Source organism: Venatorbacter sp. C2-1 (assembly GCF_022832715.1).
Taxonomy (GTDB): Bacteria; Pseudomonadota; Gammaproteobacteria; order Pseudomonadales; family Oceanobacteraceae; genus Venatoribacter; species Venatoribacter alkanivorans.
On sequence record NZ_CP094879.1, the window covers coordinates 3,591,395 to 3,618,393 of the forward strand.

Annotated in this window: 13 protein-coding genes; 4 read left to right on the forward strand and 9 right to left on the reverse strand. The window is 48.6% G+C overall.

The window, feature by feature from the left end; all coding sequences use genetic code 11:
- Positions 1–199: 199 nt before the first annotated feature.
- From truD to MT343_RS16170, 6 genes are all read right to left on the reverse strand, one after another.
- Positions 200–1,195, reverse strand: coding sequence for a tRNA pseudouridine(13) synthase TruD (gene truD, locus MT343_RS16145; RefSeq protein WP_222428438.1), 996 nt, complete (start codon positions 1,193–1,195; stop codon positions 200–202).
- 33 nt (positions 1,196–1,228) lie between these two features.
- A complete protein-coding gene (gene ispF / locus MT343_RS16150) occupies positions 1,229–1,708 on the reverse strand; it encodes a 2-C-methyl-D-erythritol 2,4-cyclodiphosphate synthase (protein ID WP_145466494.1) in 480 nt (159 codons plus the stop codon).
- Positions 1,709–1,720: 12 nt separating this feature from the next.
- On the reverse strand, positions 1,721–2,434 hold the full coding sequence (gene ispD / locus MT343_RS16155; RefSeq protein ID WP_145466495.1) for a 2-C-methyl-D-erythritol 4-phosphate cytidylyltransferase: 714 nt from the start codon (positions 2,432–2,434) through the stop codon (positions 1,721–1,723).
- Positions 2,434–2,751: an FtsB family cell division protein gene (locus tag MT343_RS16160; protein ID WP_145466496.1), complete on the reverse strand. Its 318-nt coding sequence runs from the start codon at positions 2,749–2,751 to the stop codon at positions 2,434–2,436. Before MT343_RS16160 ends, ispD begins: the two co-directional genes overlap by 1 nt.
- A 101-nt stretch (positions 2,752–2,852) precedes the next feature.
- Positions 2,853–4,145 carry a phosphopyruvate hydratase gene (gene eno / locus MT343_RS16165; protein WP_145466497.1) on the reverse strand — a complete coding sequence of 431 codons (1,293 nt, stop codon included), beginning with the start codon at positions 4,143–4,145 and terminating at the stop codon, positions 2,853–2,855.
- A 41-nt stretch (positions 4,146–4,186) separates the two neighbouring features.
- A complete protein-coding gene (locus MT343_RS16170) occupies positions 4,187–5,815 on the reverse strand; it encodes a CTP synthase (protein ID WP_145466498.1) in 1,629 nt (542 codons plus the stop codon).
- A gap of 422 nt (positions 5,816–6,237) precedes the next feature.
- Here MT343_RS16170 and MT343_RS16175 point away from each other — a divergent pair, with 422 nt between their 5' ends.
- Positions 6,238–7,173 carry a DMT family transporter gene (locus MT343_RS16175; RefSeq protein ID WP_145466499.1) on the forward strand — a complete coding sequence of 312 codons (936 nt, stop codon included), beginning with the start codon at positions 6,238–6,240 and terminating at the stop codon, positions 7,171–7,173.
- Positions 7,174–7,331: 158 nt separating this feature from the next.
- Positions 7,332–7,772 carry a CZB domain-containing protein gene (locus tag MT343_RS16180; protein ID WP_145466500.1) on the forward strand — a complete coding sequence of 147 codons (441 nt, stop codon included), beginning with the start codon at positions 7,332–7,334 and terminating at the stop codon, positions 7,770–7,772.
- 113 nt (positions 7,773–7,885) lie between these two features.
- Here the strand turns inward: MT343_RS16180 and MT343_RS16185 are convergent, their stop codons facing one another.
- Positions 7,886–8,773, reverse strand: coding sequence for a LysR family transcriptional regulator ArgP (locus MT343_RS16185; RefSeq protein WP_145466501.1), 888 nt, complete (start codon positions 8,771–8,773; stop codon positions 7,886–7,888).
- Positions 8,774–8,873: 100 nt separating this feature from the next.
- Here MT343_RS16185 and MT343_RS16190 point away from each other — a divergent pair, with 100 nt between their 5' ends.
- Together MT343_RS16190 and MT343_RS16195 are read left to right on the forward strand one after the other, a co-directional pair.
- A complete protein-coding gene (locus tag MT343_RS16190) occupies positions 8,874–9,506 on the forward strand; it encodes a LysE/ArgO family amino acid transporter (RefSeq protein ID WP_186435769.1) in 633 nt (210 codons plus the stop codon).
- A 22-nt stretch (positions 9,507–9,528) separates the two neighbouring features.
- A complete protein-coding gene (locus MT343_RS16195; protein WP_145466503.1) occupies positions 9,529–9,756 on the forward strand; it encodes a hypothetical protein in 228 nt (75 codons plus the stop codon).
- A 341-nt stretch (positions 9,757–10,097) separates the two neighbouring features.
- Here the strand turns inward: MT343_RS16195 and MT343_RS16200 are convergent, their stop codons facing one another.
- A complete protein-coding gene (locus MT343_RS16200) occupies positions 10,098–10,757 on the reverse strand; it encodes a hypothetical protein (protein ID WP_145466504.1) in 660 nt (219 codons plus the stop codon).
- Positions 10,758–10,759: 2 nt separating this feature from the next.
- Complete coding sequence (locus MT343_RS16205; RefSeq protein ID WP_145466505.1) at positions 10,760–26,974, reverse strand: two-partner secretion domain-containing protein; 16,215 nt, start codon at positions 26,972–26,974, stop codon at positions 10,760–10,762.
- Positions 26,975–26,999 lie beyond the last annotated feature (25 nt).

The following is a 26,999-nucleotide window of genomic DNA, read 5'->3' on the forward strand; positions in this document are numbered from 1 at the left end:
TTTCTCAAACAAGGCGCTGAGAGTGTGGCCTAACGGGTTAAGCGAGCGAACAGCAACGCAGGATGAGGAATTTTTAGCCATAACCCTTCGGGCTGAGGCCGGTTTTCCCCATAAACGTCGTCGTTCGTCATTCATTTAGCCCGCTAATATCACTCCTCTCTCCTTGTTCTGAGAAAAACCGGCTCTCAGCAGGCTCGATTCAATTAGTGTCAACAGGCCCTAATTCCTGTACCTGCATCAGTTCACGGATTACGGAGGTCGCATAATACCCGGCGGCCAATGAAAAAGTGAGCACTAAATCGGTCGTTCCGGCGTCTTCCTGCCACTGCCAGCTGAGATTGGCAGGCAATGCGGCCAGAGCCCGGCGCTCCTGCTTCAGACCGGCGTGTTCCATACCATCGCACAGCTCTGGCTGCTCCGCCGCGACGCGGCTTTCCAGCGCTAAGGCATCACCTGTGCTGTTCAGGCGGCCACGGCCCCATAATGGCCCGGTGCTTAAGCCGCTGTCGTCGGCGATATCACCGGCCAGCGTTTGCCCCCAGAGCCCGGCACGGATACGTTCGGCCAGCACATTATTGAAAATCAGCGAACGGATGGCTGACAGATAAATGCTTTTCTTGCCCGGATTACGCACACGGATTTCACCGGCCAGCATGGCGCGGCCGGATTCAATATTGCCGCCACCATGACCAAAGCGCTGCTCGCCAAAATAATTAGGCACGCCCAGTGTTTTGATCTGCTCCAGATTGCTTTCAATCAGCGCGCGCTCACCCTGCACCTGACGCAGACGGATGGTAAAGCGGTTACCGAGAAGATCGCCACGGCGCAGCTTTTTAGAATGGCGGCTCTGACTCAGTACCGTCATTTCGGCATCATTCAGAGCACTGAAATCCGGCGCTTCGACCCTTGGCAGATAAATACTGAACCACTGGCGGGTGATGGCGTTGCGGTCTTTCAGGCCAGCGTAGCCGACATCCATTTCCTTAACTCTCGCATGGGCTGCCAGACGTTTGGCAATCCAGGCGGTGTTGGCCCCGTTCTTCTCAATATGCAGCCAGACGTGCTCGCCTTCACCACAGGGCAGCGCCAGCGGAATTTCTTCCACGCAGAAATCGTCATTCTGTTGTTTCAACAGGGCGCTGGCACCGGTGTGCGGATAAGCGTTGGGCCAGTCAGGCAGGAGTGTTGTTGTCAAAAGGGCTCTCGTTTTTCAGCGTTAAAATTCAAATCAGCGGGCGGCAGTGATCAGTAAAGCCACCGCGTGTACGGCAATACCTTCTTTACGCCCCACATACCCTAGCTTTTCGGTGGTGGTGGCTTTGACGTTCACATCATCCAGACGCACATTCAGATCGGCGGCAATGCACTCGCGCATGGTCTGAATATGCGGTGCCATCTTCGGCGCCTGAGCAATGATGGTGATATCCACGTTACCCACCTGATAGCCTTTATCGCGGATCAGCCCGACCACATGGCGCAGCAGTACACGGCTGTCAGCACCGGCCCAGGCATCATCGGTATCGGGAAAATGCTGGCCAATATCGCCCAGCGCTGCCGCGCCCAGCAGTGCATCAGCCAGCGCATGCAGAGCCACATCACCATCGGAATGGGCTTTCAGGCCGTGGCTGTGCGGAATCTGCACGCCGCCCAGAGTAATAAAATCGCCGTCTTCAAAAGCATGTACATCGAAGCCATGACCAATGCGCATAACAACTCTCGTTCAGGAATGTGGAGATAAAGAGGTGGATAAAAACAGCTCAGCCAGCGCCAGATCTTCGCGCCGCGTCACTTTAATATTGTCGGAGCGGCCAGCCACCAGCAATGGCTGACAACCCTGCTGCTCCATCGCGGACGCTTCATCGGTGACCGTCAGACCCTGTGCCAGACAGGCGGTTAACGCCTGCTGCAGCTGACCATAACGGAATACCTGCGGCGTTAATGCATGCCACAGCTGCTCACGCTCAACGGTATGCTCAATCACAACTTTGCCGTCGCGCAGCACCCCACGCTTCATGGTGTCGCGGGTTGGCGCAGCCAGAATGGCGCCGGGGTCGGCCAGCTCGCTCAGCAGCTTATCCAGATCGCCATGGCGCAGGCAGGGCCGGGCGATATCATGCACCACCACCCAGTCCTGCTCTGTTGCAATGCCCTGCAGTGCGGCCAGACCGTTCAGTACCGAATCGCAGCGCTCACGACCACCGGCAGCGCGGATAATACGCTCGTCACTGGCGTATTCACTGTCCGGCCAGTAAGGATCATCGGCCGATAACACCAGCACCGCCTGCTCAAATTCGGGGTAACTGAGAATCGCATCCAGGGTGCAATCCAGCAGAAAGCGTCCCTGAATCGGCAGATACTGCTTCGGCCGGTCGGCCTGCATACGGCTGCCAACACCGGCGGCGGGCAAAATAGGAAAGTAACGCGCAGTGGTCATTATTGTTTGCCGGCAGGAGGGTCTACAAAAAGGATAAAGGTTTCGCCATCGCGCACCAGACCGAGATCTTCGCGGGCTTTTTCTTCCAGCAGCGTCTGGCCGTGGCGCAGATCTTCAACTTCAGCCAACAGAGCGTCATTTTCACTTTGCTGCACCTCGTTATCCTCGCGAAGCAAAGCAATACGCTGCTGCAACTGGCGGCTGGCAACCACACCGCTGTCATCCAGCCAGATGCGGTATTGCAGCACCAGCAACAGCAGTACCGGCAGCACAAGCCAGATCAGCAGGCGAAAATGAGGCATAAGTTTGTCTGACATATCCGTTTCCCGGTCAGGGTAGCATCGCTCATGGTGTCGTCGTATGGCTCTTCATTAACAAAAAACGGGCAATTAAGCCCGTTTTTTGTGTTCAGCCAGTATTACTGACCTTTGATCTCAGAGCGACCTTTGTACGGTGCTTTGGCACCCAGTTGCTCTTCGATACGCAGCAGACGGTTGTACTTGGACACACGGTCTGAACGGCACAGGGAACCGGTCTTGATCTGACCCGCCGCAGTACCTACCGCCAGATCGGCGATGGTGCTGTCTTCGGTTTCACCGGAGCGGTGAGAGATCACAGCGGTGTAGCCTGCATCTTTCGCCATTTTGATGGCGTCCAGAGTTTCAGACAGAGAACCGATCTGGTTGAACTTGATCAGGATGGAGTTACCAATGCCCTTCTCAATACCTTCTGCCAGAATCTTGGTGTTGGTTACGAACAGATCGTCACCCACCAGCTGCACTTTGGCACCCAGTTTTTCAGTCTGGTATTTCCAGCCAGCCCAGTCAGATTCGTCCTGACCGTCTTCGATAGAAACGATCGGGTACTGGTCGCACAGTTCAGCCAGATAGTCAGAGAAACCTTCAGAGGTGAAGACTTTGCCTTCGCCTTTCAGGTCGTACTTGCCGTCTTTGTAGAATTCAGAAGACGCACAATCCAGTGCCAGAGTCACGTTGTTGCCCAGCTCGTAGCCCGCAGCAGAAACGGCATCTTTGATCGCAGCCAGTGCATCGGCGTTAGAGGCCAGGTTAGGTGCGAAACCACCTTCGTCACCCACGGCGGTGTTCAGGCCCTGAGAAGACAGTACTTTTTTCAGCGCGTGGAAGATTTCGGCACCGCAACGCAGCGCTTCAGCGAAAGACGGCGCGCCAACCGGCTGCACCATAAATTCCTGAATGTCGACGTTGTTATCGGCGTGCTCGCCACCGTTGATGATGTTCATCATCGGTACCGGCATAGAGTAAACGCCCGGAGTACCGTTGATATCGGCAATGTGAACGTACAGTTCAACACCTTTGGCCGCAGCAGCCGCTTTGGCAGCCGCCAGAGAAACCGCCAGAATGGCGTTGGCGCCCAGTACAGACTTGTTGTCAGTACCGTCCAGCTCCAGCATCTTGTTGTCCAGCGCACGCTGGTCCAGAGCATCCATACCAACCAGGGCAGGCTTGATGGTGTTGTTTACGTTGGCAACGGCTTTCAGTACGCCTTTGCCCAGGTAACGGCTTTTGTCGCCATCACGCAGTTCCAGTGCTTCGCGGGTACCGGTAGAAGCGCCGCTTGGTGCACAGGCTGTACCGAAAAAACCGCCTTCCAGGATAACGTCCGCTTCAATGGTCGGGTTACCGCGGGAGTCCAGCACTTCACGTGCTTTGATATCAACAATCTTTGCCATAGTTGGTTGTCTCCAGAAAACAGAGGCTTTCTATTTTTAAATTAATGGGAATCTTTGTAATCAAACGCCGCAGCGATAAAGGCCGAAAACAGGCCGTGTCCATCACGCGGAGTCGAGGTAAATTCTGGGTGGAACTGACAACCCACAAACCATGGGTGATCCGGTACTTCCACAACTTCGACCAGCTCGCCATCGACAGAACGACCGGCAATACGCAGACCGGCTTTTTCCAGTTCCGGCACCAGTGAAGAGTTCACTTCGTAACGGTGACGGTGGCGCTCAACAATCAGTTCTTTACCGTAGGCTTTGGCGGTGGTTGTTTCCGGAGTCAGCACACATTCCTGACCGCCCAGACGCATGGTGCCGCCGAGGTCAGAATCTTCGCTGCGGGTTTCAACATTACCGGAAGCGTCCTGCCATTCAGTGATCAGGCCAACCACCGGATGCTTGGTATCGTTGCTGAATTCGGTTGACTGTGCATCGTCCCAGCCGACCACGTTACGGGCGAATTCAATAACCGCCACCTGCATACCCAGACAGATACCCAGGTATGGGATTTTGTTTTCACGGGCGTACTGCACCGTGCGGATTTTGCCTTCAACGCCACGGTTACCAAAACCACCCGGCACCAGAATGGCATCAACGCCCGCCAGAACATCAACGCCTTTACGCTCAACGTCTTCGGCATCGATATAACGGATGTTTACTTTGGCCTTGTGGTGAATACCGGCGTGATCGATCGCTTCGATCAATGACTTATAGGCATCCAGCAGATCCATGTACTTACCGACCATGGCGATAGTGACGCTTTTCTCCGGATTCAGTTTGGCATCAGCCACAACATCCCACTCGGACAGGTCTGCTTCGCGACAGGTCAGATCGAATTTCTCAACAATCAGATCGTCCAGGCCGGCATCGTGCAGCATGCGTGGGATCTTGTAGATGGTATCGGCGTCTTCCAGCGGGATTACGGCACGCTCTTCAACGTTGGTGAACAGTGCAATCTTGCGCAGTGCAGAGGCGTCGATCTTATGGTCGGAGCGGCAGATCAGTACATCCGGCTGCAGACCGATGGTGCGCATTTCTTTAACAGAATGCTGAGTCGGCTTGGTTTTCGTCTCGCCCGCGGTAGCGATGTACGGAACCAGAGTCAGATGCAGCGACAGAGCGCGCTTGGAGCCCAGCTCGACTTTCATCTGACGCACAGCTTCAAGGAATGGCTGGGATTCGATATCACCTACGGTGCCACCGATTTCCACCAGCGCCACATCAGAACCTTCGGCGCCTTCGAGTACACGGCGTTTGATTTCGTCAGTGATGTGCGGAATCACCTGCACGGTACCGCCCAGATAATCACCGCGACGCTCTTTCGCCAGCACATCGGTGTAAATACGACCGGTAGTGAAGTTGTTGCGGCGTGACATGGTGGTACGGATAAAACGTTCGTAGTGACCCAGATCGAGGTCAGTTTCCGCACCATCGTTGGTTACGAAGACTTCGCCATGCTGGAACGGGCTCATAGTGCCCGGATCGACGTTGATGTACGGGTCCAGCTTGAGCATGGTGACCTTAAGGCCACGGGCTTCCAAAATGGCAGCCAGAGATGCAGAAGCGATGCCTTTCCCCAATGAAGAAACAACACCACCTGTGACGAAGATAAATCGTGTCATAGAAGGTCCGCGAGACAGAAATGGATACAAAACGGAAGGCACAGAACCTTCGCTCAAGATGGGGGGGCAGAATACCAGAAGAGGCTATCCGGGTAAAATCAAAAGGCGCTTTCCAGCAGCCATTTTTCTCTGTTAGTCTGACAGCTTACAAAGAGTTACCGGAACTGACCGGAATTTATCATGACTACAACCCGCTACGCTTTCCGCAGCCAACAGATGCACAAACATCTGCACGCCGTCTCTGTATCCCTGAGCAAGGGTAAACAGTGGTGGCTATCTGCCTGCGCGGCCGTCGGGTTAACAGTCTGATTTTAAACTGATTTACCCACCGGCTGCGGATCTCCGTCGCCGGGAAGCCCCCTTATACAAGCCAGCCCCCTCCGACCCAGACCGCAGCCTCTTTTACCATCAGGGAGAGAACCATGGCTGCCACCGAGCCCGCCACACCCATACCGGCATCAACAACCGACACAGACACAACCCCAGCCCGCTTCGGCCTGATGCTGGCACTGTGCGCTGCATTTCTGTTTTCTACCAAGCCCATCATCATCAAATGGCTGTACGACCTGGGCATGACCGCACTGCCATTAATGTGGCTGCGTATGATGCTGGCGATGCCGGTCTATGTTGTTGTCGGCTGGCTGGCCTGGAAGCGTCTGCCGGTAAAACCGACTGCGCTGCAGCTGTTAAAAGCCGCCGGCACTGGCCTGCTCGGCTACTGGCTGGCGTCCTATCTGGATTTGCGCGGGCTCGAATATGTCAGCGCCCAGCTTGAGCGGCTGATGCTGTACGCCTATCCGACGCTGGTGATTATTCTCGGCGCGTTATTTTTTGGTCAGACGTTTCAGCGCCATCATATTGTTGCGCTGATTCTGACCTACGTTGGCCTGATACTGGTATACGGACAGGATCTGCAGTTTGCCGCCGACAATATCGCCACCACCAAAGGTACATTGCTGATACTCGCCAGCGCCCTGTCGTTCTCGCTGTATATTCTGTTCAGCAAAAACGCCATCGGCAATATGGGCAGCCTGTTGTTTACCAGTATTGCGATGGGATCGGCGGCGCTGGCCACCATGCTGCATTACGGCATCAGTTATGGCGTCAGCCTGCCGGAAATGGACAGCACCCGCTGGTTGGGCACCATTGTGCTGGCCATATTCGCCACCGTTTTACCTTCGTTTTTAGTCAGCGAAGCTATTAAACGCATCGGCCCGGCGAAAACCAGCGTCAGCGGTACGATAGGCCCGGTGGCCACCACACTGATGGCCATTATTTTTCTTGGCGAACCCTTTGGCTGGCTGACCGCCGCCGGTATGGCGCTGGTGATGTTTGGTGTCAGCCGGCTACAGCGTTAACAACCCCTTTTCCAGATCAGAATTGCAACGTATTGCAATAAAGCACAACAGCTGCGACAGAAATATTCTTAACGATTCTGATAATATGACAGTCGCAGATTCGGATTTGAAGACAGTCAACAATAGCGGTAAGACGATCCGCCGATCAGGAGAACACAATGAACAAAAATGAAACGCTCCAGCAACTGCGCCAGGCGCGTACCGGCCATCTCCGCTGGCAGGCTCATGCACAATCAATTCTGTCTGCACCCAACCATCTCGATAATATCAGCGAGAAAGCCCCCATGAATCACACTGATTGCCAGTTCGGGCAATGGTACTTCGGGCAGATGCAGGCGCTGAAACACATTCCGGGCTATCAACAGATTGATCCGTTGCATGAACGGCTGCATCAGCTTTACCGGGAAATTTTCGACATTATGCTGGAGAAGAAGTCGGGTACGTTCAGCTGGCTCTTTGGCAGTGACGCCCGCCATCGCCAGCGCTGCATTGATAAAGCACGCCCGGTCATGGATCAGCTGAGCGCCACCTCAAAAGAATTGCTCGCCGCAATTGATGAACTGCAGAAAACCATCGAGCAAATGCCGGAGCCGGCATAAATCAGCGCGGGTAACAAAGATTCTCCATTGCGCCAAAAGCTGTTGTTACCCGCACACAATATGAAATATCACGCTTAATTTTAACCGAAGCCGGCAGTTGAGCTGGCTTAACCTTAATGTTTAAGCGGCAGCAAAATCTTTTTCGCCTCCGCTACAACCGCCGTGCGCAGATTTTTTAACAGCGAACTTTCGGTCTGCCAGTAATGCCAGTACAAAGGCACATCCAGATGATAGCCCGGCACCACATCGCGTAATTCGCCCGACTTAATATGCTCCGCCACCTGTACCTGCGGAATCATACCGTAACCGATCCCCGCCAGAGCCATGCGCACAAAACCACCGGATGATGGACATTGATGCGTGCGCTGTGGTTCAGCATGCTCGGGCGAAACGCTTTGTAAGAAACGATGCTGCAAACGGTCGTCACCGCTGAAAATCAGACAGGGCAGCTGTGCAATCGCTTTCTGGCTGCGCTTCAGCTGATGGCGGCGGATAAACTCAGGACTCGCCAGTGCGCGATAACGCATCACCCCCAGGGGTTGACTCAGGCCGCCATTCACCGGGGCCGCAGTGGCACAAATGCAGGCCATCACCTCGCCGTTACGCATACGTTTAAGACCAACATCCTGATCTTCAACAACAAAATCAAAATCCATCTGCACATAATCATCGCAGCGCAATAATGCTGCTGCCAGCCAGGTATCCAGCGTATCGGCATTCACCGCCAGTCGGATTTTTACCGATTCTGCGCTTTCCTGCGGCAGCAACAGTCCCTGCTCCAGCTGCTGCACCTGCTGCAGATGATTGGTCAGGCGCTGGCCAAGATCGGTCAGCCTTGGTGGCGAGGTGCGCAACAATACCGGCTGCCCCAGACGAAATTCCAGCTGGCGGATACGCTGGCTCACCGCCGACTGGCTGACGTTCAACCGCTGTGCTGCGCGCTCAAAACCACGGCATTCAAGTACGGCCACCAAAGCTTCCAGAGCACGATAATCCATCATAAGGACGCCTTATATCCCATAAGATTTATTACTTGGAATGATAATAAGCAAAAGCTTATTGTGCGCGCCATCACTTTATAAAAGCTTTCGGGAAACCATCGTGGAACACCTGCCCATCTACCTGACTTCAATGCTTACCGGTTTTGCCGTGACCATGGGCTTAATTGTTGCCATCGGCGCTCAGAATGCCTGGGTACTGAATAAATGCCTGCGCAATGAAAACCCGCGCGCGGTCGCAGCCGTCTGTATCAGTCTGGATACGTTACTGATTTTTACCGGTGTATTTTTTATGCACTACGTGCAGGATCTGGTACCGGCACTGGTACCATTATTTACCTGGTTTGCCGTCGGCCTTTTGCTGTGGCTGGCCCTGCAGGCTTTTATCCGGGCATGGGGAAATCAGGGCGGAGCCTTAGTCGCCGCCGGTGCAGCAAGCACAGAAAGTGCCTGGCGCAGCGCGGGTCAGGCGATGCTTATTTCGCTGATTAATCCGCATGTATATCTGGATACCGTCGTACTAATCGGCAGCGTAGGGGCACGTCAGGAATTACCACTGCTGTTTGCACTCGGCGCATCCTTCGCCTCCTTCCTGTGGTTTTCTACGCTGGTGCTGGGAGCAAAAAAACTGCGGACTCATCTGAGCTCGCCGCAACAGTGGCGGATATTCGACAGCGTGATTGGTGTTGTGATGTTGCTGGTTGCAGGCTCACTGGTCAGCCATCAGTTTGGATAAGGACTGTAAATATTCCAGCTTAATGACCAGCTTTTGTCACGACGATAAACGTGGCTATATTCCATCCGAAAGCACAAAAAAGCTGGAGCAACCGGGAATTAACGAAGATCAGTGGCTGACGATGACGCGACAGTTCGAACAGTGCTTCAGCACCTTCGCAGGCAATGAACATCAGCTGCGCTATGCCTGTGAAAAGCTGGATTATCAACGACCGTCTGGACTAAACCGGTGCAAAGCAGCGCTTGGTTAATAAGAAAGCGCAACCACGCGCATAAATCAGGTATAACCTGAGTTTTTTCGTTTCCGACATTCATCAAAAACACGCAAACCCTCCCAGCTTAGTCAACCAATGAACTTTAGTAAGCTCATTATTTTAATCGGCCCATTTCCTCCAATTAGCTCCTAAGATGGGTGTCCTATTAGTCCTGAGACTCAGGCATAGAGAGTTTCCTTTGTTGAGATATTGATTCGACACCATTATCAAAACGGGAAACCTTCTTCTTTTCAATCAGAAGTGTCAGATCAGGTCTGAACTAATTCACCACAGGCGAGCTTTGCCTTGACACCGAGGGAGCATCTATATATGTCCTATTAGTCCTTTGTATTTCGAGCCTTAATAGCCTTGATTACAATACCTTCAACACCCTCATATGAACCAGTTAATTTAGGGTAGGACTTAACTACCTCTATAGACGCTAAGTCACCAACTCCTCTTAACGCACAAAAAGCGGCACACCTTGAGCTGCCTTCCTCACCATACAGAGATAAAAACTTATGAACAAAAGCACCCAAAGCATTCTTATCCTTACTATCAATTTCCATTAAAGGAGGGAATGATAACAATAGATTGATCGCATCTACCAACCTTAAAGAAAGTGAATAATTGATTTCAGGATTTTCAATGAGCTCATCAAACAACGTAATCATTCCCTTAATTGTTTCCTTACTTTTTATATCACTCAACACAGCAAGAACAAATTCTGATGTCTCTAAGTATTCACCCGAATCCGAGCTTACATATTGCTTAAGCCCATCAAATCCACCCTCTAAATAAGCAACCACAACAGTTGCCCATGTTGCTAAAGGCACCTTATTTGAGGTTTTTGCCGCCACCACATCATCCCATTGATATTCCTCAACGGCCGCCCTTAAAAAAGGAATTGCATCGGTGTTTTTAGCAACCGCCAGCTCAATTAAGTCCTCAACCTCAAGCAAGTGATTTTCTGCTTTTTTCTTTAATTCATTAAACACGCTTATTCTCGCCTCTCCAGTCTAATTTCACAGTCAATTGGTATTATACACTCTGTATCCCTATCTTTAACAAAATTACCTCCTTGCTCAATTATGCGATCTTCTTTTGCCTTCTGAGCATCTTTTTTGGCTGTTAAACTGGTTGTTTCTACTGCGTCCGTAACACGCCCATCTTCAATAACTACATGGTCAACCCTTCGGCGCTCACCTGTAATTCTGTCAACGACAATGTGACCGTTTTTATCACGCAAGAACTGCTCGCTTTGAACGGAGGCATTAGGGTTAGCTTCTTTTAGTTCGGCCTCAACCTCAGCCTCTCTTCGAGAACCATCTATTCGATTCTGGACGACTTGGGCATCACTACTGCCACCGTTCGGGTACGGTGAGTTAACCGTCTGCTGGGTTCCATTTTCGGCGGTGGTATAATAACCGCCACTCTCACGCCGCATAATCTCATTCTTGGTCTCAATATCATACTGACCAGTTGGCGTTGCGACCCCATCTCTTGGGCCAGTAACTGTACCATCAGCATTTCGTGTATAACCCGATGGTAAACTGCCTGAATCCAGTTTTTCGCCAAACGCCTGCGTTACTTCCTGAACATCTGAACCATCTGTCTTGCCTGCCTTACCGGCTACACTTCCCAGTATATCCGCACCATCTTTTATCAGCTTGCTAGGGTTGCCAACCATCATTCCAAAATCAATCGCTGTGTCATACTGATGATCGGTAAGTTCTTTCGCGCCCTCACCTAAAACATCGATAGGCAGCAATGATCTCGATTGTGGTATTTCGTCCAGGTTATCGTCCGGAGAGGGTCCATTCGCACTTGGAATGTCGCTTGCAATCATGGCTCCAGCGGCAATTAAAGGAGGGATAAATTGAAGAAAATCATCACCTTTACTCTTATCCAGCTGGTTATAACTTTCTGTCTGGCCTCTTACTTTCTCGCTGTTGTTGCCCACATGCTGGTTGTTACCCGCCATGCTGCCGTTGCCGGTGACGGCCATGGCAACGTGGGTATAATCACCAAAGTTATTCCCATACTGGGTGGCGTAAATTTCGTTATCTTGTTCGCTGTGCTTCGCCTCAGTGCGATCATCCATCGCGTGTGACAGCTCATGCCCCGCGGTGGAGACTAACCCTTGCGTGTCGCTGATAAACGCATCGTTGATGTAGGCATTTTGGGTTTCTTCTGAATAAAACCCATGGCGCTCGTACGTTGCGCCATCTTTAACAACATGATCCTGTTCGTTGGCTACCAGTACATTCTGGTAATCGCCTGTGCTGTAACCCAGTTCAACCATAACGCTGTGCGTCAGTTCGTTGAGCATGGCTTCTTTTTCAGCCGGTGCTAAATCATCACGGGTGAGTTGTGCCGCTAATTCTGGGTTGTTGGCAATTTCGGATTTGATGGCTTCGTACGTTGTGTGGGATTTGCCGGTTTCTTTAAAGAAGTCGGTAATGCCAACACGGTCGGTGGTGGCGATTAATGCCACTGTGTCGACGATCATGCCCGACTTGGTAACATCTTCCTGAATTTGTGCGCGGCCTTGTTCCGAGGTTAACCGGTGATCCACCGTCACCGTGGCATCCAGCCCACCGGTTTGCTGGTCGAGGGTGATTTCCTGGGTGTTGCTCAGGTCGTTATTTACATCAGCAATATCGTGCGCCGTACCGTCTTTTTTCTGCACGGTGCCGCCGCCAAGGGTGGCGTAGCTGGTTTGTTCGGTGTTGTGGCCGTTGTTCGTTAAGCCAACGGTGGTAGTTCCGCTGCTGCTGACTCCGGCACTGATGTTTACGCCACTGCTTTCGCTGGTGTTGTGGTCGTAGAGGTTGGTAACGGTCAGCTCGTCGGTAATCAGCGTGAGGTTGCCGTTGTCGGTCAGAGTGCCGTCTTCATTACGTGTAGCACTGGCAACGGTGGCACCGGTGATTTCGGTTTTATCGGCGTTGATGGTGACTTTGCCGTTACCAGATGCTCCGCCGATAAGGGTGGTCTGGTTGTTTACCCACTTGCTGTCGCTGCTGCTGTCGTTCTGGTTACCGCCGATGTTGCTTGGGTCGATAGGCAGACTGCCACCCACGCTGCCGCTAACGTTATAGCCTTCGCTATGACTGCTGGAACGGCTTTCGTCCTGCAGACTGGCAATGGTGAGCTGGCCGGTGGTGATGTCAATATCGTTCTGAATTTCGATATTCGCACCGGCAATGGTGAGCTGGTCACTGGCGCTGGTTAAACTGCCGGCATTAATGCTGCTGTTAACGTGGGTTTTGGAGTAGCTGTCAGACTCACTGCTGTTAGCGCTGGCGTTGGCACTGAAAGAATCATTACCACCGCTGTTGCTGAAGCTCATGCCGGCGCTGTATGTCTGCTCGCTGGAGCTGCTGGTGCTTTCTTCGGTTCCGGCGGTAATGGTGACGCTGTTGCCGTTAAGTGCCAGCTGATCCTGCACATTAACCGATGAGCCAATAATGTTGAGGGCGTCGGTGGCATTAAAGGAAGCATTGCCACCCACATTAATATTGGAGCCAACATAAGTCTGGCTGGTGCTGGTGCTTTCTTTTTCGGTGGTGGTGGTCTGGGCACTGGCGCTGGCATAAAAACCGCCGGTGCCGGTCGATGCAGCGGCGGTACCACCGGCTGCGGCAAAGTTCAGCGTAGCCTGTGCCAGCTGAGTGGTGGCGGCAGCAAGGTTCGCTTTGTAGTCATCCAGTGCACTGGCCGCCAGACTGCCATCTTTAATACGGCGCTCTGCATCAGCGAGAGCATTTTTGGCAGCTTCAACATCGGCTCCGGCCTGAGCGACGGCATCGGCGGCGTAAACGGCATCGACGTAGGCGTTTTTAACGCCCAGCGAAGTGGTGCTGACTTCGGTTTTTTCGGTATGAGTGGTGCTGCTGTTTTCGGTTACGCCTTCGACGTTAATATTTTGCGCAGTGAGGCTGGCATCGCCACCGGCACTGAGATCAGAACCGAGGAGATTAATATCGCCTTCGCTGTTCATAATCAGATTGCCACCCACATTAAGGCCCGCGGTAACGGCGGTTTCCTGGGTGGTGGTGGTGGTTTCGGTATGGTCGGTAGCGGTTACACCAGCGACCGTTACTTCCTGCTTGCCCACTGCAGGCTTGGTAGAAGCAACCGTTTGCTCGCTGCTGCTTTCGGTGGTGGTGGTGCTGTCCATCACGGCAGTAACCGTGGTACTGCCGGTTTCAATGTAGCCATTACCTGCGGCATTGATCTGGCTGCCGTCAACCTGCAGGTGATCATCCACCCGCACAATCAGGTTGCCGCCAGCATCCACGCTTGAGGTGGCATTATGGGTGGTTTCAACCCGCTGTTCTTCGCTGTGGCCAACGGTGAGGGTGGTATCAACACCCAGGGCTTCGAGTTGAGAGGTAACGCCCATGCTGCCGGCAACAAACATAGCGGCGGAGGCGAGGTTTTTCAGCGGGCCTTTGAGGCCGGATTGTTTAACGTTCCATTCTTCGTCTTTTAATTCCACGGTACCCACGGTGAGGTTACCAATGCTGCTGCCATCGGCGCTGATAAACTGGCCATTATCATCCAGTACCGGTGCGCCGTTTTCGTCGCGCAGCAGGTTGGTGTCGCCGAGGGTGATGTTGTTGTCGGCAGAGATTTGGGAAGCGAGTATCGCAACATCACCACCGTTGCTGTTGATCTGTAAATTGCCACCACTGTTGATGGTACTGCCAACAGCTTCTTGTTTTACGTGGCCTTTTTGTTGCGCACTGGTGGTCGCAACACCACTGCCACTTTTCTCTTTGCTGTAACTGTCCTGATTAATACCAGCGGTAATCAGGATGTTATTTTCGGCATTCAGTGTGGCATTACCACCGGCACTGACATCAGCTCCGACCAGAGTCATATCATTACGGGCATTCAGTAACAGATTGCCGCCTGCGCCAAGTTCAGTTCCCTGAAAGGTCAGGGTTTCCTGTTGCGTGGTGGTTTTTGACGAGCTGAAGGTGCCTTTTTTCTCACTGTAGCGCTGCTGATAATCGCGCTCGGTTACACCCTGAAGATTAATATTTTCTGCATCGACCAGAGCATTGCCGCCGATGTCAAATTTGGCGGCCTCGGAGTTAAAGTCGCCACCGGCATGGAAGCTGGCATTACCGCCACTACGGATCTGGCTGGTGAGGAATTCGGTATGTTCATCAATGTTTTTACCACTCTGACTGCGTCGATCCAGTTGCAGGGCATTGAAGTTAATATCACCACCGGCCTGCAGATTCATATCGCCAGAAGTGGTCAGGCTACCTCCATTGTTGTTTATGTCATTACTGGCAACAACGCTCAGGCTGCCCGCTGAGATATTCCCCCCGTTACCGGCAATGGTGTTGTAGTTGGTGCCATCGCCAAAGCGCATAACATTGCGCTGGTTTTTAAAGCTTTCGGCATAGATATTTGCGCTGTTTTTAACATTAATATTGCCGGTATTTGTAAAGTCACCCACGCTGATATCTATGCTATCAGCCACAATACTGCCCGCTGCCGGGGTAGTAATTTGCTCAAGCGTAGCCTCAGGCAGATAAACGGTAGGAACCAACTGCTGAGTTCCACCAATGTTCATGCTGACATACCAGATCATCGGTGCTTCGAGCTGGGCAATCTGATCCCGGGTGAGTGCCTGCCCCACCTGAAGGTTGCCATTGCTCTGGTGCTGCTCAAGATAACTGACGGTGTTGTCATACAGCGCCTGACGTTGCTCTGCCGAGCTGGACCAGTCGGGCGAGAAGTAGGCTGTACCGGTTTGTGCCAGTGCCGCCTGGGTAATAGCCTGAGCTTCCTGATACGGGTCAAGTAAGAATACCGGCTCTGTATCGGGCAGCTGAGTATCTGTAAGCCGTTTAAAAATGTAGTCAGGCTGCAGCTCATACTCGGTGTCGGCAATAATTCTGCTGAGGATATCAGGATCAAGATCAAACAGGCTGGCGCGGCCGTTATTCATGCTGCGGTCCTGACCTTTATTCAGACTACTCCGTGCCTGGTTAAGCTCAGCACGTGTTGCACTCAGATCGGGGGCATTGATGCTGTTAATCCAGTCCGTTGTGTCAGGTAGGTTAACTGATCCGGTAGTGACGTTCTGTATTTCAGCCAGACTGGTTGTTTTATTTTGCCATTGCGGAGTGCCATCCCCCAGTACTGGAGTTAAAGACTGATACTGGAGGCCTTCAATTGAAACATCAGCCCCCTGCCAATTATTGAGGCGCGGAGGGTTGTTACCTACACGGGTATGTTTTTCAACCTCTGGAGTGTATTGGCCTTTGTCCTGCCAATAGTTGCCGGATAATTTCCACCCTGATCCCCCGGCACTAATTCCACTCAGTTGTTGCTGAAGTGCAGCTTGTGCTGCTAATTCTTCGGCCGTTTTATCACCTGCTACAGAGGCGGCATTGAGGGCACTGTAATCCAATCCAGGTAAAATGAAAGACAGCAAAGAAACAGATGATGATGGTTCACCACTGGCTATATCGATAACAACGCTATCAGCACCATTTATAAAGCTACCTTTCTTAGTTGTATCTTTCCCTACAGCATTCGTTGCATTAACTGCCGCAGCATTACTGCTGAATTTATTTGTTGTCGTAGTGTGATCAACAGTATCTACACCATTGCTTTGCTCAATATCATCGGCATCATAAATATTACTTAGCGGATCAGCTGTATGTTCTTCAATGCCTCCGGCTATCAAATTACCAGTGTTCCTGAAATATTTTCCACCATCATACTTGATCTTTCCGCCAGCATATACAAGCCCAATGGTTTCGGGATTGATAACGTCAAACGTACTATCTGGCAGTATTTCTGTTGCTTGTACCAAGCCTGTTTCATCTCTGGCCCAAGGGCCATCCCAGTAATAGGTAGAACCTGAAGCTGATATCTGACCTACGAGATGATCAACAATTTCATTATGCTTTTCTGGATCGCTTGAATTAAATCCTGCCAGCAACCAGCCTTCACCATAAATATTTGTCTGGGGTTTACTGTTATTTGTTTTTCTTTGCCAACGAAGATTTTTAACAAGCACATCTTTAATTTCTTCACTAGTATTACTCAGTCCGCCATCTATATCGATAAGACCAACGACACTGACATCAGACATATGATTAATCAGATCACCATCAGCAATATTTAAATCCCCACCGACACTAATAAGACTACGTTCATTTGAAGCATCAAGAGAAATATTTACATAACCAACATCGTGTCGAAAATAATATCGGGTTTTCCTGTTGAGTTTATTCCCTTCTTTACGATCCCAGCTTTTATAATTATATGAAACAATGGTTTCATAGTTCTTTTTAGCCGCCCCCGCATCTTTATAACCTGTATTAAAAACATCCCCTACAACAGTCAAGCCACTATTTGTTTTGATGATACCCTTAAGGCCATCAAAGCCATTATGAATATCTCCCACGATAGAGTTAGTATTAACCTTCGAAAAGCTTGATAATTCCCCGCCATTATTCAGCCGACCATTCATACTGAAAACATCATTTGCAAATAGGAAATTTTTATTCTTAATACTATCAGCACTAATAATTAATTGACCAAGCCCTTCATTTGCACTCCCTGCTGCAACCACAACACCATCATTAGTGAAAGAAGAATATTGCCGGGCATTTACTGTTCCACCATAGATTTCTCCAGAGTTACTAAAGCCCACGCCGTAACACCAATATAAGCATACGGTTCCCTCAAAGGTCAGAACGCCATCTACATTAACAAATCCACTAGCCTGGTTATCGAATCTCGCCACGTTAAAGTTTGCATCACCTGCAGCCTCAACATTCCCGCTATTTGTTAATGAATAAGCAGCCAGGCTTAGATCACCAGCAGATAAAATCTGCCCGGCATTGGTTGCAAAACCGCTGCCTCCCCGAATATTCATATCACCCTGAGCTGTTACAATCAGGCCATCTGCCTGATTGGTAAGATTGGAAGTTGTCAGCGTCATATCACCTGTTACATGGATACTTCCGTTATTGAGCAGTGCAGGAGCAGTTAGTGTCATATCAGCTGCTGAAATCAGTTCAGCATCTTTATTATTGCTAAGCGTTGCAGATGCCAACTGAAAATAACCGGAAGATGCCAGCGTACCACTATTAACAACAGAGACAGCGTTATCATCAACCAGTGCACGGTCAGCGCCGGATACACTCAGGTAACCAGAACTCTGAATACTTGCCCCTGCGGAGTTAGCTAGTGTCGCTAAGTCAAAACGCAATCCATCAGCCAGAACACCACCATTATTGGTCACATTATTCGCTGCAATCTGTAATTCTGAGGCTGATTTTATTGAACCGTTATTCGTTAATTCGCCAGCAATATCCCAACGACTGACCTGAGTGCTCTCACCAATAAAAATCTGTGCAGTATTATTAAACGCTGCACTGTCTGCATGAATATTCACTTGCTGACTGGCCAGCATATCACCAGAGACTGCCAGGCCATGGCCGCTGGCAACGTCAAGATTCAGAACTTTGGCCTGATAAATATTGTTTAAACTACCACTGCTATAATAGTTCAGTTCATTAGCAGCGACTAAGCCTTGTTTTACACCTGATGAAAAATTCCGAACTCCGGCCGCTGCTGATTCCACAACATACTGTCCATTGCTGCCGACATTAAGATTACCGCCATAAATCAGGCCCCGGTTATCAAGCTCATCGATATTAAGCGACGTAAGTGCATTCCCACTGATTGTATTACCATTACTCAGAATCCGAGTATTAATCGTCAGATCATTTGCACTATTAATACTGCCGGCATTACTCAGAACAGAATCTGCAGTAATTATCATATCCGCATGATTGTTAACCGTGGCAATCACACCGTTATTGTTATTGTTTAAAACATCAACATTCAGGCTTACGGCATTCTGCCCCTGAATCAAACCCTGGTTTGTCAATACGCCATCAACAAGAATGGCAACGTTGTTGCCAACAAGATTTCCATCATTAACCAGATCTCCGGCAGAACTCAAAGCCAGGTTATTTTGCGCCTGCAGTGTGCCGCCCTGATTATTAAAGCTGGAAATATTATTGGCACTGATTCCATTGGCCTTAATGGTACCTTCTGCGTTATTAATATTAGCGCCATCAGTAAATGCCAGGTTTGTATTCAGGAGAATCTGACCATTATTAATAAGATTTCCAACACCTGTTATGAATAATGTATCGCCCGGTACAGCACCAGCCGATTGCTGGATACTCCCGCTGTTTTTTAGTTTCGAGGTATGAATAGCGCCGTTATCTATATTAATCAGAGCATCGTTACCCTGATTAATAACAGAGACTGCGGTGAGCATTATTGCCGTACCATCGGTCAATCCAAGTTCTGCACGCTGGGTGGATGAAAGCTGATCAGTGCTTTGCTTGATTTCTCCCTGATTAACAAGGGTCGCAACTTTAATATCTGCTTCTCCTGCAGACAGCTCTCCCTGCTCAGCATTCAGGAACTGATCGGCCTGTAATACAAGACCAGAAGCCTTTATTAATCCGGCATTATTCAGTGTATTGAGGGAAGAATCGGTCCGTCCCGACAGCCTCATGATTCCCGCTGTCGATATTTCTGCATTTTCGGTATTTGTTATATTGCCGGAAAACAGATTGATCTGTTTGTCTGCATGAAACAGGCCGCTATTTAGTACTGTATCGGCATTTATTGTCGCATTGCTATCCAACAACGTTGTTCCGGCATTAGTGAAACTGATTAAATCAGTACCGGCCAGGGAGACCGCATGTAGATAACCTCCTTCCTGATTCACAATACTGCCACCAGTAACGACCAGCTCAGTATCCAGATCAATATCCCCACTATTAGTCAGATTCTTCATACCGGAAATCAATAAGGTGTCATTGCCGCTGCCTGAGTCCTGTGCCTGAATCAAACCAGTATTGATCAGGTTTCCATTACTCAACAGTAAATGGCCATTGCGGATTTCAATACTGCCTTTGCCATCAGCTGAACCATTTTTTAAACCAAAGCTCTGAATATCGAACTGACCCGCAGTACTGCCAATGATATTGGTGAGCGAAGGTGAGGTACTTCCTCCGGTCTGATACAGATACCCCTGATTATTCAGTGTACCGTCAACCGTGATTTTGGCTTCATCAGCACCGATGATTCCGGTATTAAGCATATTTGTCACAGATGTGTTAAGCGCATTTACACTGATGGTGCTGTGGTTATTGAATGTACCTATCTGATCAGCCAACAGCCCGGATGCTACAATGCCCTGCCCTGAGGAAGCGTTATTAACCGTCTGGATCATCCTCAGTTCAACCAGGTCATCCGCTTCGATTTTTCCGGTATTATTCAGGGTCCCAAACCCAGTAACGGTTACACCATGATGTGTGCCACTTCCCGCACTCTGAATCAGACTACCGCTATTGCTGAATACCTGGGAACCATTACCGGTGAAGGCTGCATTATTAGTTTCAATATTCCCTTGGTTGTTAATTGCTCCATTAATGATAGTCAGATTTTCACTACTAAAGGTTTTGGCAGCATTATTAATGAAGGCCGCGTCAGCGACAAAGGATATCTCAGAATTATCCGCTTCTATGATGCCATCATTGATAAAATCAGCGTCTGATCTGGCATTCAGGCTGGCGACGCTTATGTTTCCCTGATTAGAAAAAGATTCTTTATTATTACGGTCAATACGTAACGTTCCAGCCGTAATTTTTCCCTGTTGGACAAATTTTTCACCTCCAATGCCCAGTGTACCTTTAACAGCCATATCACCAGTATTACTGACGTTAGCAAGACCAGAAAAATTAACATCATGGCTACCTTGCAGCGTGCCGGCATTGATATATGTTCCGGCAGATCCACCCTCTGACTGCCAGCTGACGGTTCCGGTGATCGTCTGTGTTCCATGATTATTAAATAGCGCAGTATCAGACTTTGCGGTATAGACCGTATTGCCTGATACCAGATCAGCTCCGGAATTATTAGCCAGATTCTGATAAGTTAGGTCTAAATACTCAGCCCCCAACTGATTATTATTAATTACATCACTGCCACTCAGAACAAGACTATCAGCGGTAAGGACACCATTATTTTCAAAGACATTTGCGGCCTTAATTACTGCATTGGCAAAAGAAGCCACACTACCGTTATTGCTAATATTGCTACCGATTACGCTTAGCTCATCAGCCGCCAGAATGTTTCCTGAATTTTCTACCCTGCCTGCAACATTAATATCAACATTGTCTGCACCAAGCTCACTGTCAGCATCTAAAATCAGGTTATTACTGCTGATTTCAACAGAAGCGCCATTCAGAATACTATTTTTAACATTAACATCATCTGCAATTAAGTCGGTACTTGTAGTTATGATGCTGCTATTTTTAAGTAGTGCTTCGCCATCACCGACTTTGAACTCAAGATTTTTTGCCGCAACATCACTGTTATTCAGTACCGCATGAGTATCTGTAGTCAGCGACAACGTATCAGATAAGTCAAACTGCCCCTGCAGCGAAGCAGTATCTGCAGTTACGGTGAGGGATTCTCCGGCGATAGCAGCGACCAGATTCAGCTGTTGAGCAGCGGTCAACTGAATTTCGTCTGCATTCACACGGCTTGCGGAAACATTAACGTTATTCCCTGCCACGCTCAGCTTGTCTGAATTGATATCTGTATTGTTTAGCCCCAGATCATTACTGGTCGTTATCGCCAGACTATCCGCCAGCTTATAAGTACCGCTAACAGAGGCATCGGCCGCGGTCAGATTAAGACTGGTCGCATCAACCCGCCCCTTGAGATCAAGTTGTTGAGCTGTGATTATCGTTGCGGTATCTGCTAATAATTCAACACTATGTAATTGTGCATTGTTACCAGCATTCAACATCTGATTGATTGCTGCTGAAACCATATTATTGATAACAAGGTTATTACCTGCCGATACCGAAAACTGATCTGACCACTGGTAATCATCATCCAAACTAGCTGTTGTCGTATTGGCAGTTATTGTCTTCAGCTCAATATCGTTATCAGCAACCAGACTGGCTGTGTCAGTCGTTAAACTTACATTATTCATGACCAAGTCGTCTGCCTTCAGAGCAAGCGCACTGGCAGAAAGGTGGGCATCATCGATGAATAATTCGTTATCGGTTATTACGGACAACGTGCTTGACAGATCAAAACTACCACTTATTTCAGCCTGGTCAGCGGTGACAGTCAGGTTATTACCGCTAATATCGCCATCTAAACTCAGTTCATTATTTGAATTCAGTTGTGCCTCATTTACTTCCAGAGTCACACCATGAGCACTGATACTATTGCCTTGCAGCAAGATGTTTACAGAACTAGCGACAATATTGTCGACATCCAGATCATGACCTGCGGTTACCGACATATCACCTGCCAACAGGTAGCTACCCGTTAAAGTAATATCAGTACCAGCATTTACTGATAAATGGTCGCCACTGATAACGGGGGCAGAACCAGTTCCAGTCAGACTAATATTTTTATCTGCATTTAAGTAGCTGCTACCAGCAGAAACTTCGAGATTATCAAGCGTAATATTATCAGCTTTGAGGTTCAGGTTGTTGGCATTAATGCTGACAGTCGTGGAAGTTATGTCACTTTGAGCTATCACTGACAGTTGATCTGCCAGAGAATAGGAGCCATCTATTTCAGCAAAACCCGCCTGGACAATTAAATCGTTACCACTGACACTGCCTGAAAGATTAAGATTCTGTTTAGCTATCAGAGAGGTTGCTTCTGCATTTATATCGATATTTACTGCACTTATATTATTGCCAGCCAAGTTAAGATCACTTGTTGTAAAATCAGCATCAGTTGCAGTCAGCTTATCTGCAACAACAATATTGAGGTTATCGGCAAGTTTATAATCACCCGCCACATTAACATTGCTCGCAGTTAAATCTAAAGAATTACCGGTTAACGAACCAGAAATTGTGAGATTCTGATTCGCCATCAACTTAGCCTGATCTGCGCCAAGCATTACATTATGGGCCTGTAGGTTATCGCCGTTCAGCATAAGATTAACGGCTTGCGCGACAACCCCATCAATAATAAGGTCCCGACCAGTTGTAACTGATAGCGTGTCTGACAGAACGTACTCACCTGATAGTTGTGCATCACTACCTGACCGAGCAGTCAGCGAGTTACCTTTCATCGTACCTGACAAACTCAGATCCCTGTCTGCCACCAATTCAGTACTGTCCGCAACAATATTGGTTTCAGTCAGCACAAGATCTGCAGCAGTTAATATTAAACTGGCAGTGGTTATATCAGCATTATTGGTACTCAGCTGATTTTCTGCCCGGGCAGTGATATTATCAGAAAACTGATACTGCCCACTTAAATCGGTATTTTGCGCAGCAATCGTCAGGCTATTACCGCTAGCTGATCCTGAAATTTTTATATTTTTATCAGCTACCAGATGGATATTATCTGCTGCCAAGTCGGCACTGGTAAGGATTATATTCTGACTGCCAAGACTAATATTTTTGGCAGAAGCACTCACATCTTGACCTGTAAGTTTATCACTGGCGATCACAGACAGTTGATCAGACAGCTGATATTGACCTGACAGATCTGCATTGGCTGCACGAACAATTAAATTATTTCCTTTAACTGCCCCTGACAGCTGCATATCCTGACGACTGGTCAAATATAAAGAATCTGCAGTTATATCGGCATTGGTTAATACAAGAATCTGCCCATCAAGTTTCAGCTGATCGGTTACAGCAATCATATTATCGGCCGTTAACTGATTTGTCGTTGCAACAGACAGGCTATTACTCAGGCCGTACTGACCGGAAATATCTGCATTGGCAGCATTGATTATTAAATCATTACCGACAATGGAGCCCGACAATATCAAATCATTCGTTGCAGTCAAAACTGTCTGATCAGACTCCAGCACAGCACTATCGGCACTGACTCTATCTCCCGCCAGCATCAGATTAACAGCTTCAGCTACAATACCATTCACTTTCAGCTCATTGCCTGCTGCAACGGATAATACATCTGATAAAGCATAGTTCCCGGTAAGGCTGGCATTGTTACTCGCTTGTACACTCAAGGAGGTACCAACCACACTGCCGGAAAAAGTCAGATCTTGTTTTGCCGTTAACTGACTGTTTACTGCACGGATATCCGTCTGCGAAAAAGTCAGGTCAGTAGCTGACAATACCAAATCTGCCGTATTAATTTCAGCATCATCTGTTGTCAAACGATTCTCAGCACTGATCTGTACATTACCGGCCAACTGGTACTGTCCGCTTAAGTTAACATTTTGTGCATTGATGCTCAGACTGTTCCCGGTAACGGAAGCCGAAAGAGAAGCATCATTCATTGCCTCCAATTTTGCATTTTCAGCAAAAACAGTTACTTCAGATGCTTTAAGATCATTACCAGACAAACTGAAATTTTTTGCTGTAATATCACTGTCATTAATCGTCAGTTGATTTTCGGCAGTTACCGACAGGTTATCGGCCAGATTGTAATGACCAGAGATATCTGCATTTCGTCCATTAACAAGTAAAACCTTGCCTTTCACCGATCCGGATAACTCAATATCCTGTTGTGCTTCAAGAGATATATGACTGGCTGTTAATTGGTTATTATTAATTTCCAGATTGTTACCAGTAAGCATCAGGTCTATAGCTTGTGCCACTATACGATCAGACTTCAGGCGATTGCCTGCTGTTACCACCATAGTGTCTGACAATGCGTAATCACCACTAACCTCAGCATTATCAGCAGTCAGAGTTAATTCATTTGCAACAATGGAGCCGGAAAGCTTTGCATCTTTATTTGCATGCAACTGGATTGCACCAGTCTGAATATCTGCCTGATTTATACTTAACTGGCTGGCTGTAGCAGCAAAATCATCAGCTGTAATTAGTATGGAATTTGCCGACAAAGCATTAGTGGCGGTCAGCTGTGCGCTATTTTCAAGCTGCATCTGGCCTGTAATGTCAATATTCTGAGCACTGATTTTTAAGTCTTCAGCACTGACACTTCCAGAGAAAGAAGCATCATCATCTGCAGATAAAACAACATCCTGAGCATTGATTTGTGTTGCATCAAGAGCCAAATCCCGACCGCTCACTGCTAAGCTTCTGGCCGAGATAACAGAATTTTTTGTCGCCAGCTGACCAGAGGTTATCGACATATTATCAGCAGCCTCATACCGCCCGGATAATGCTGCATCGGCAGCTTCGACACTCAGATTACCGCCATACATTTGTGCATTGGCAACAATAGTATCTGAAACAACGGCTAACTCATTTGTCGCGACAATCCGGGCCGATTCTTTTGCCACAAACGAAGAGGATGTAACGAAAAGATCTGAGGCCAGCATCTCCCCTGCTGACAGGGTCAAATTGTTGCCCGTAAGGTTAAAACGTTCTGTGCGGATATTTGTATCAGAGAAGTCAGCATTACCAGCATTAATATCCAGGGTTCCGGCATCAGACTCTCCGATCTCGCCACCAAAAGACAGTATCTGAAAGGTATCACCCTGACTGGTAAAATCAGCACCAGCTCTAAATTGTAATACTTCACTATAATAGGATGAGTTTTCCGAGATCAGCACAGCCGTATTCAGATCAGTACGATAAGACATCAGCAATGCTTGCTTAAGATTCAGCGCTTCCGTTTTGGCGTCAATATTATTAAATAACCAGGAAGAATCTGTCAGGCCAAGACTGGATCCCTGAAAGCGCATATCAAGCCCACTCATTCTTGAGTCTGTTACGACCATACTTCCAGCGTTAACATCCAGCTGATTAACAAGTATAAATGCGTTATCGATATAACTCTCGTCTGTCGCTAATGTCAGATCAGACACTTCAAACCGGCTATTATTTATACCCCATTGATGCGCATTGGCATTTAAAATATTGATGGATAACACACTATCAAGAAATCCGAACTTTCCACCGACCAGAGACGCCGTATTTATCCTGATGTCACCATCCTGAAACAGAGCATTATCTACAGTCTGTATATCTGCTTCATTGAGAACCAATAAGTTGGCACTAGATCTCAGGTTATTTGAACTCAACAATAAGTTCAGCGATTTGGTCTCACCATTTAAATCAATCTCAGAGTCAGCATTAATTGTCAGATCCTGAGTGATAATGGATGTAGTATCTCCTGTAGAAACAACATTACCGGAAACAGATACTGAGAGATTGGCAATCAAATCATCTGTAATATTCAGTTCATCTTCAGCGACAAGCGTCAACTTTTTGAAAGCATCAGCATCTGATACCGTCAGCCCACCAGCAGAAGAAATAAACAAATCATCTGCATGAGAAAACAGATAACCATCAGCCTTTACCCCCAAGCCTTTCTCTGTCCCCATAATATTGATTTTTCCGGCCTGCATTGCGCCAAAAACACTCGCGTCAATTGCCAGTGCCCGGTCAGGAGTTCCTCCCGGACTTTTAACCGTGACTGCAGTTGCAGAATTATCATCTGAGATCAGAGCGTCATAATTAAGGTCATAGGTTCCGGCAATAATATTCAATGAATCAGGCACATCGACTTCACCATGAATACCAATGTAACGCCCTAAAAGATCAAGCGCTTTTGGTTTATAACGGTAACTCAGACCTTCACCTTCAATACGAACAGAGCCATCCCGAATATCAAAGTTAAGCTGATCGTCGCTGTAGAAGGACCGGCCAGTAATCATAGAAGCGCGATCAGTATTAATAAAACCACAGCCATCACAGGTAATGCCGTTAGGATTAGCAATAATAATATTCGCTTTATCACCAAACACCTCCATCAGACCATTCAGATCCGAATCGGATGCCCCGGTTACTTCATTCAGAATAACCGAAGCACTGCGCCCACCGAGTGCTGGGTTAGCAAGCAGCTGGCCGGCCAAAAATGAATGGCCATTAACCAGAGAGTTATTAAATACCAGGCCATTCGCATCGACGTCAAAATCCTGATACTTATTATGAGATACCCCGTTATTGCCAGGGCGGACAATATTAACAACCGGAACCCCCTGGCTATTATTGATAACTGGCCGGAACTGAACATCTGCGCGAGGGTCGGTAATCAGTTCTGCCATCACCGGCTGAATCAATGCAACTGGAAAAACCAGCTGCATAACCAACAGAGCCGTCAGTGCTTTATAAAATGGATGACGCTGCCCGTTTCTGAATGCTGCGATCATTATGTTTCTCTCCCTGGACTAACTA

Bases quoted from the DNA above. Each gene is read 5' to 3' on its own strand.
- MT343_RS16175 (WP_145466499.1), top strand. From the start codon at position 6,238: ATGGCTGCCACCGAGCCCGCCACACCCATACCGGCATCAACAACCGAC.
- MT343_RS16205 (WP_145466505.1), bottom strand. From the start codon at position 26,974: ATGATCGCAGCATTCAGAAACGGGCAGCGTCATCCATTTTATAAAGCA.
- eno (WP_145466497.1), bottom strand. From the start codon at position 4,145: ATGGCAAAGATTGTTGATATCAAAGCACGTGAAGTGCTGGACTCCCGC.
- MT343_RS16180 (WP_145466500.1), top strand. From the start codon at position 7,332: ATGAACAAAAATGAAACGCTCCAGCAACTGCGCCAGGCGCGTACCGGC.
- MT343_RS16170 (WP_145466498.1), bottom strand. From the start codon at position 5,815: ATGACACGATTTATCTTCGTCACAGGTGGTGTTGTTTCTTCATTGGGG.
- ispF (WP_145466494.1), bottom strand. From the start codon at position 1,708: ATGCGCATTGGTCATGGCTTCGATGTACATGCTTTTGAAGACGGCGAT.
- MT343_RS16160 (WP_145466496.1), bottom strand. From the start codon at position 2,751: ATGTCAGACAAACTTATGCCTCATTTTCGCCTGCTGATCTGGCTTGTG.
- MT343_RS16185 (WP_145466501.1), bottom strand. From the start codon at position 8,773: ATGATGGATTATCGTGCTCTGGAAGCTTTGGTGGCCGTACTTGAATGC.
- MT343_RS16195 (WP_145466503.1), top strand. From the start codon at position 9,529: ATGACCAGCTTTTGTCACGACGATAAACGTGGCTATATTCCATCCGAA.
- ispD (WP_145466495.1), bottom strand. From the start codon at position 2,434: ATGACCACTGCGCGTTACTTTCCTATTTTGCCCGCCGCCGGTGTTGGC.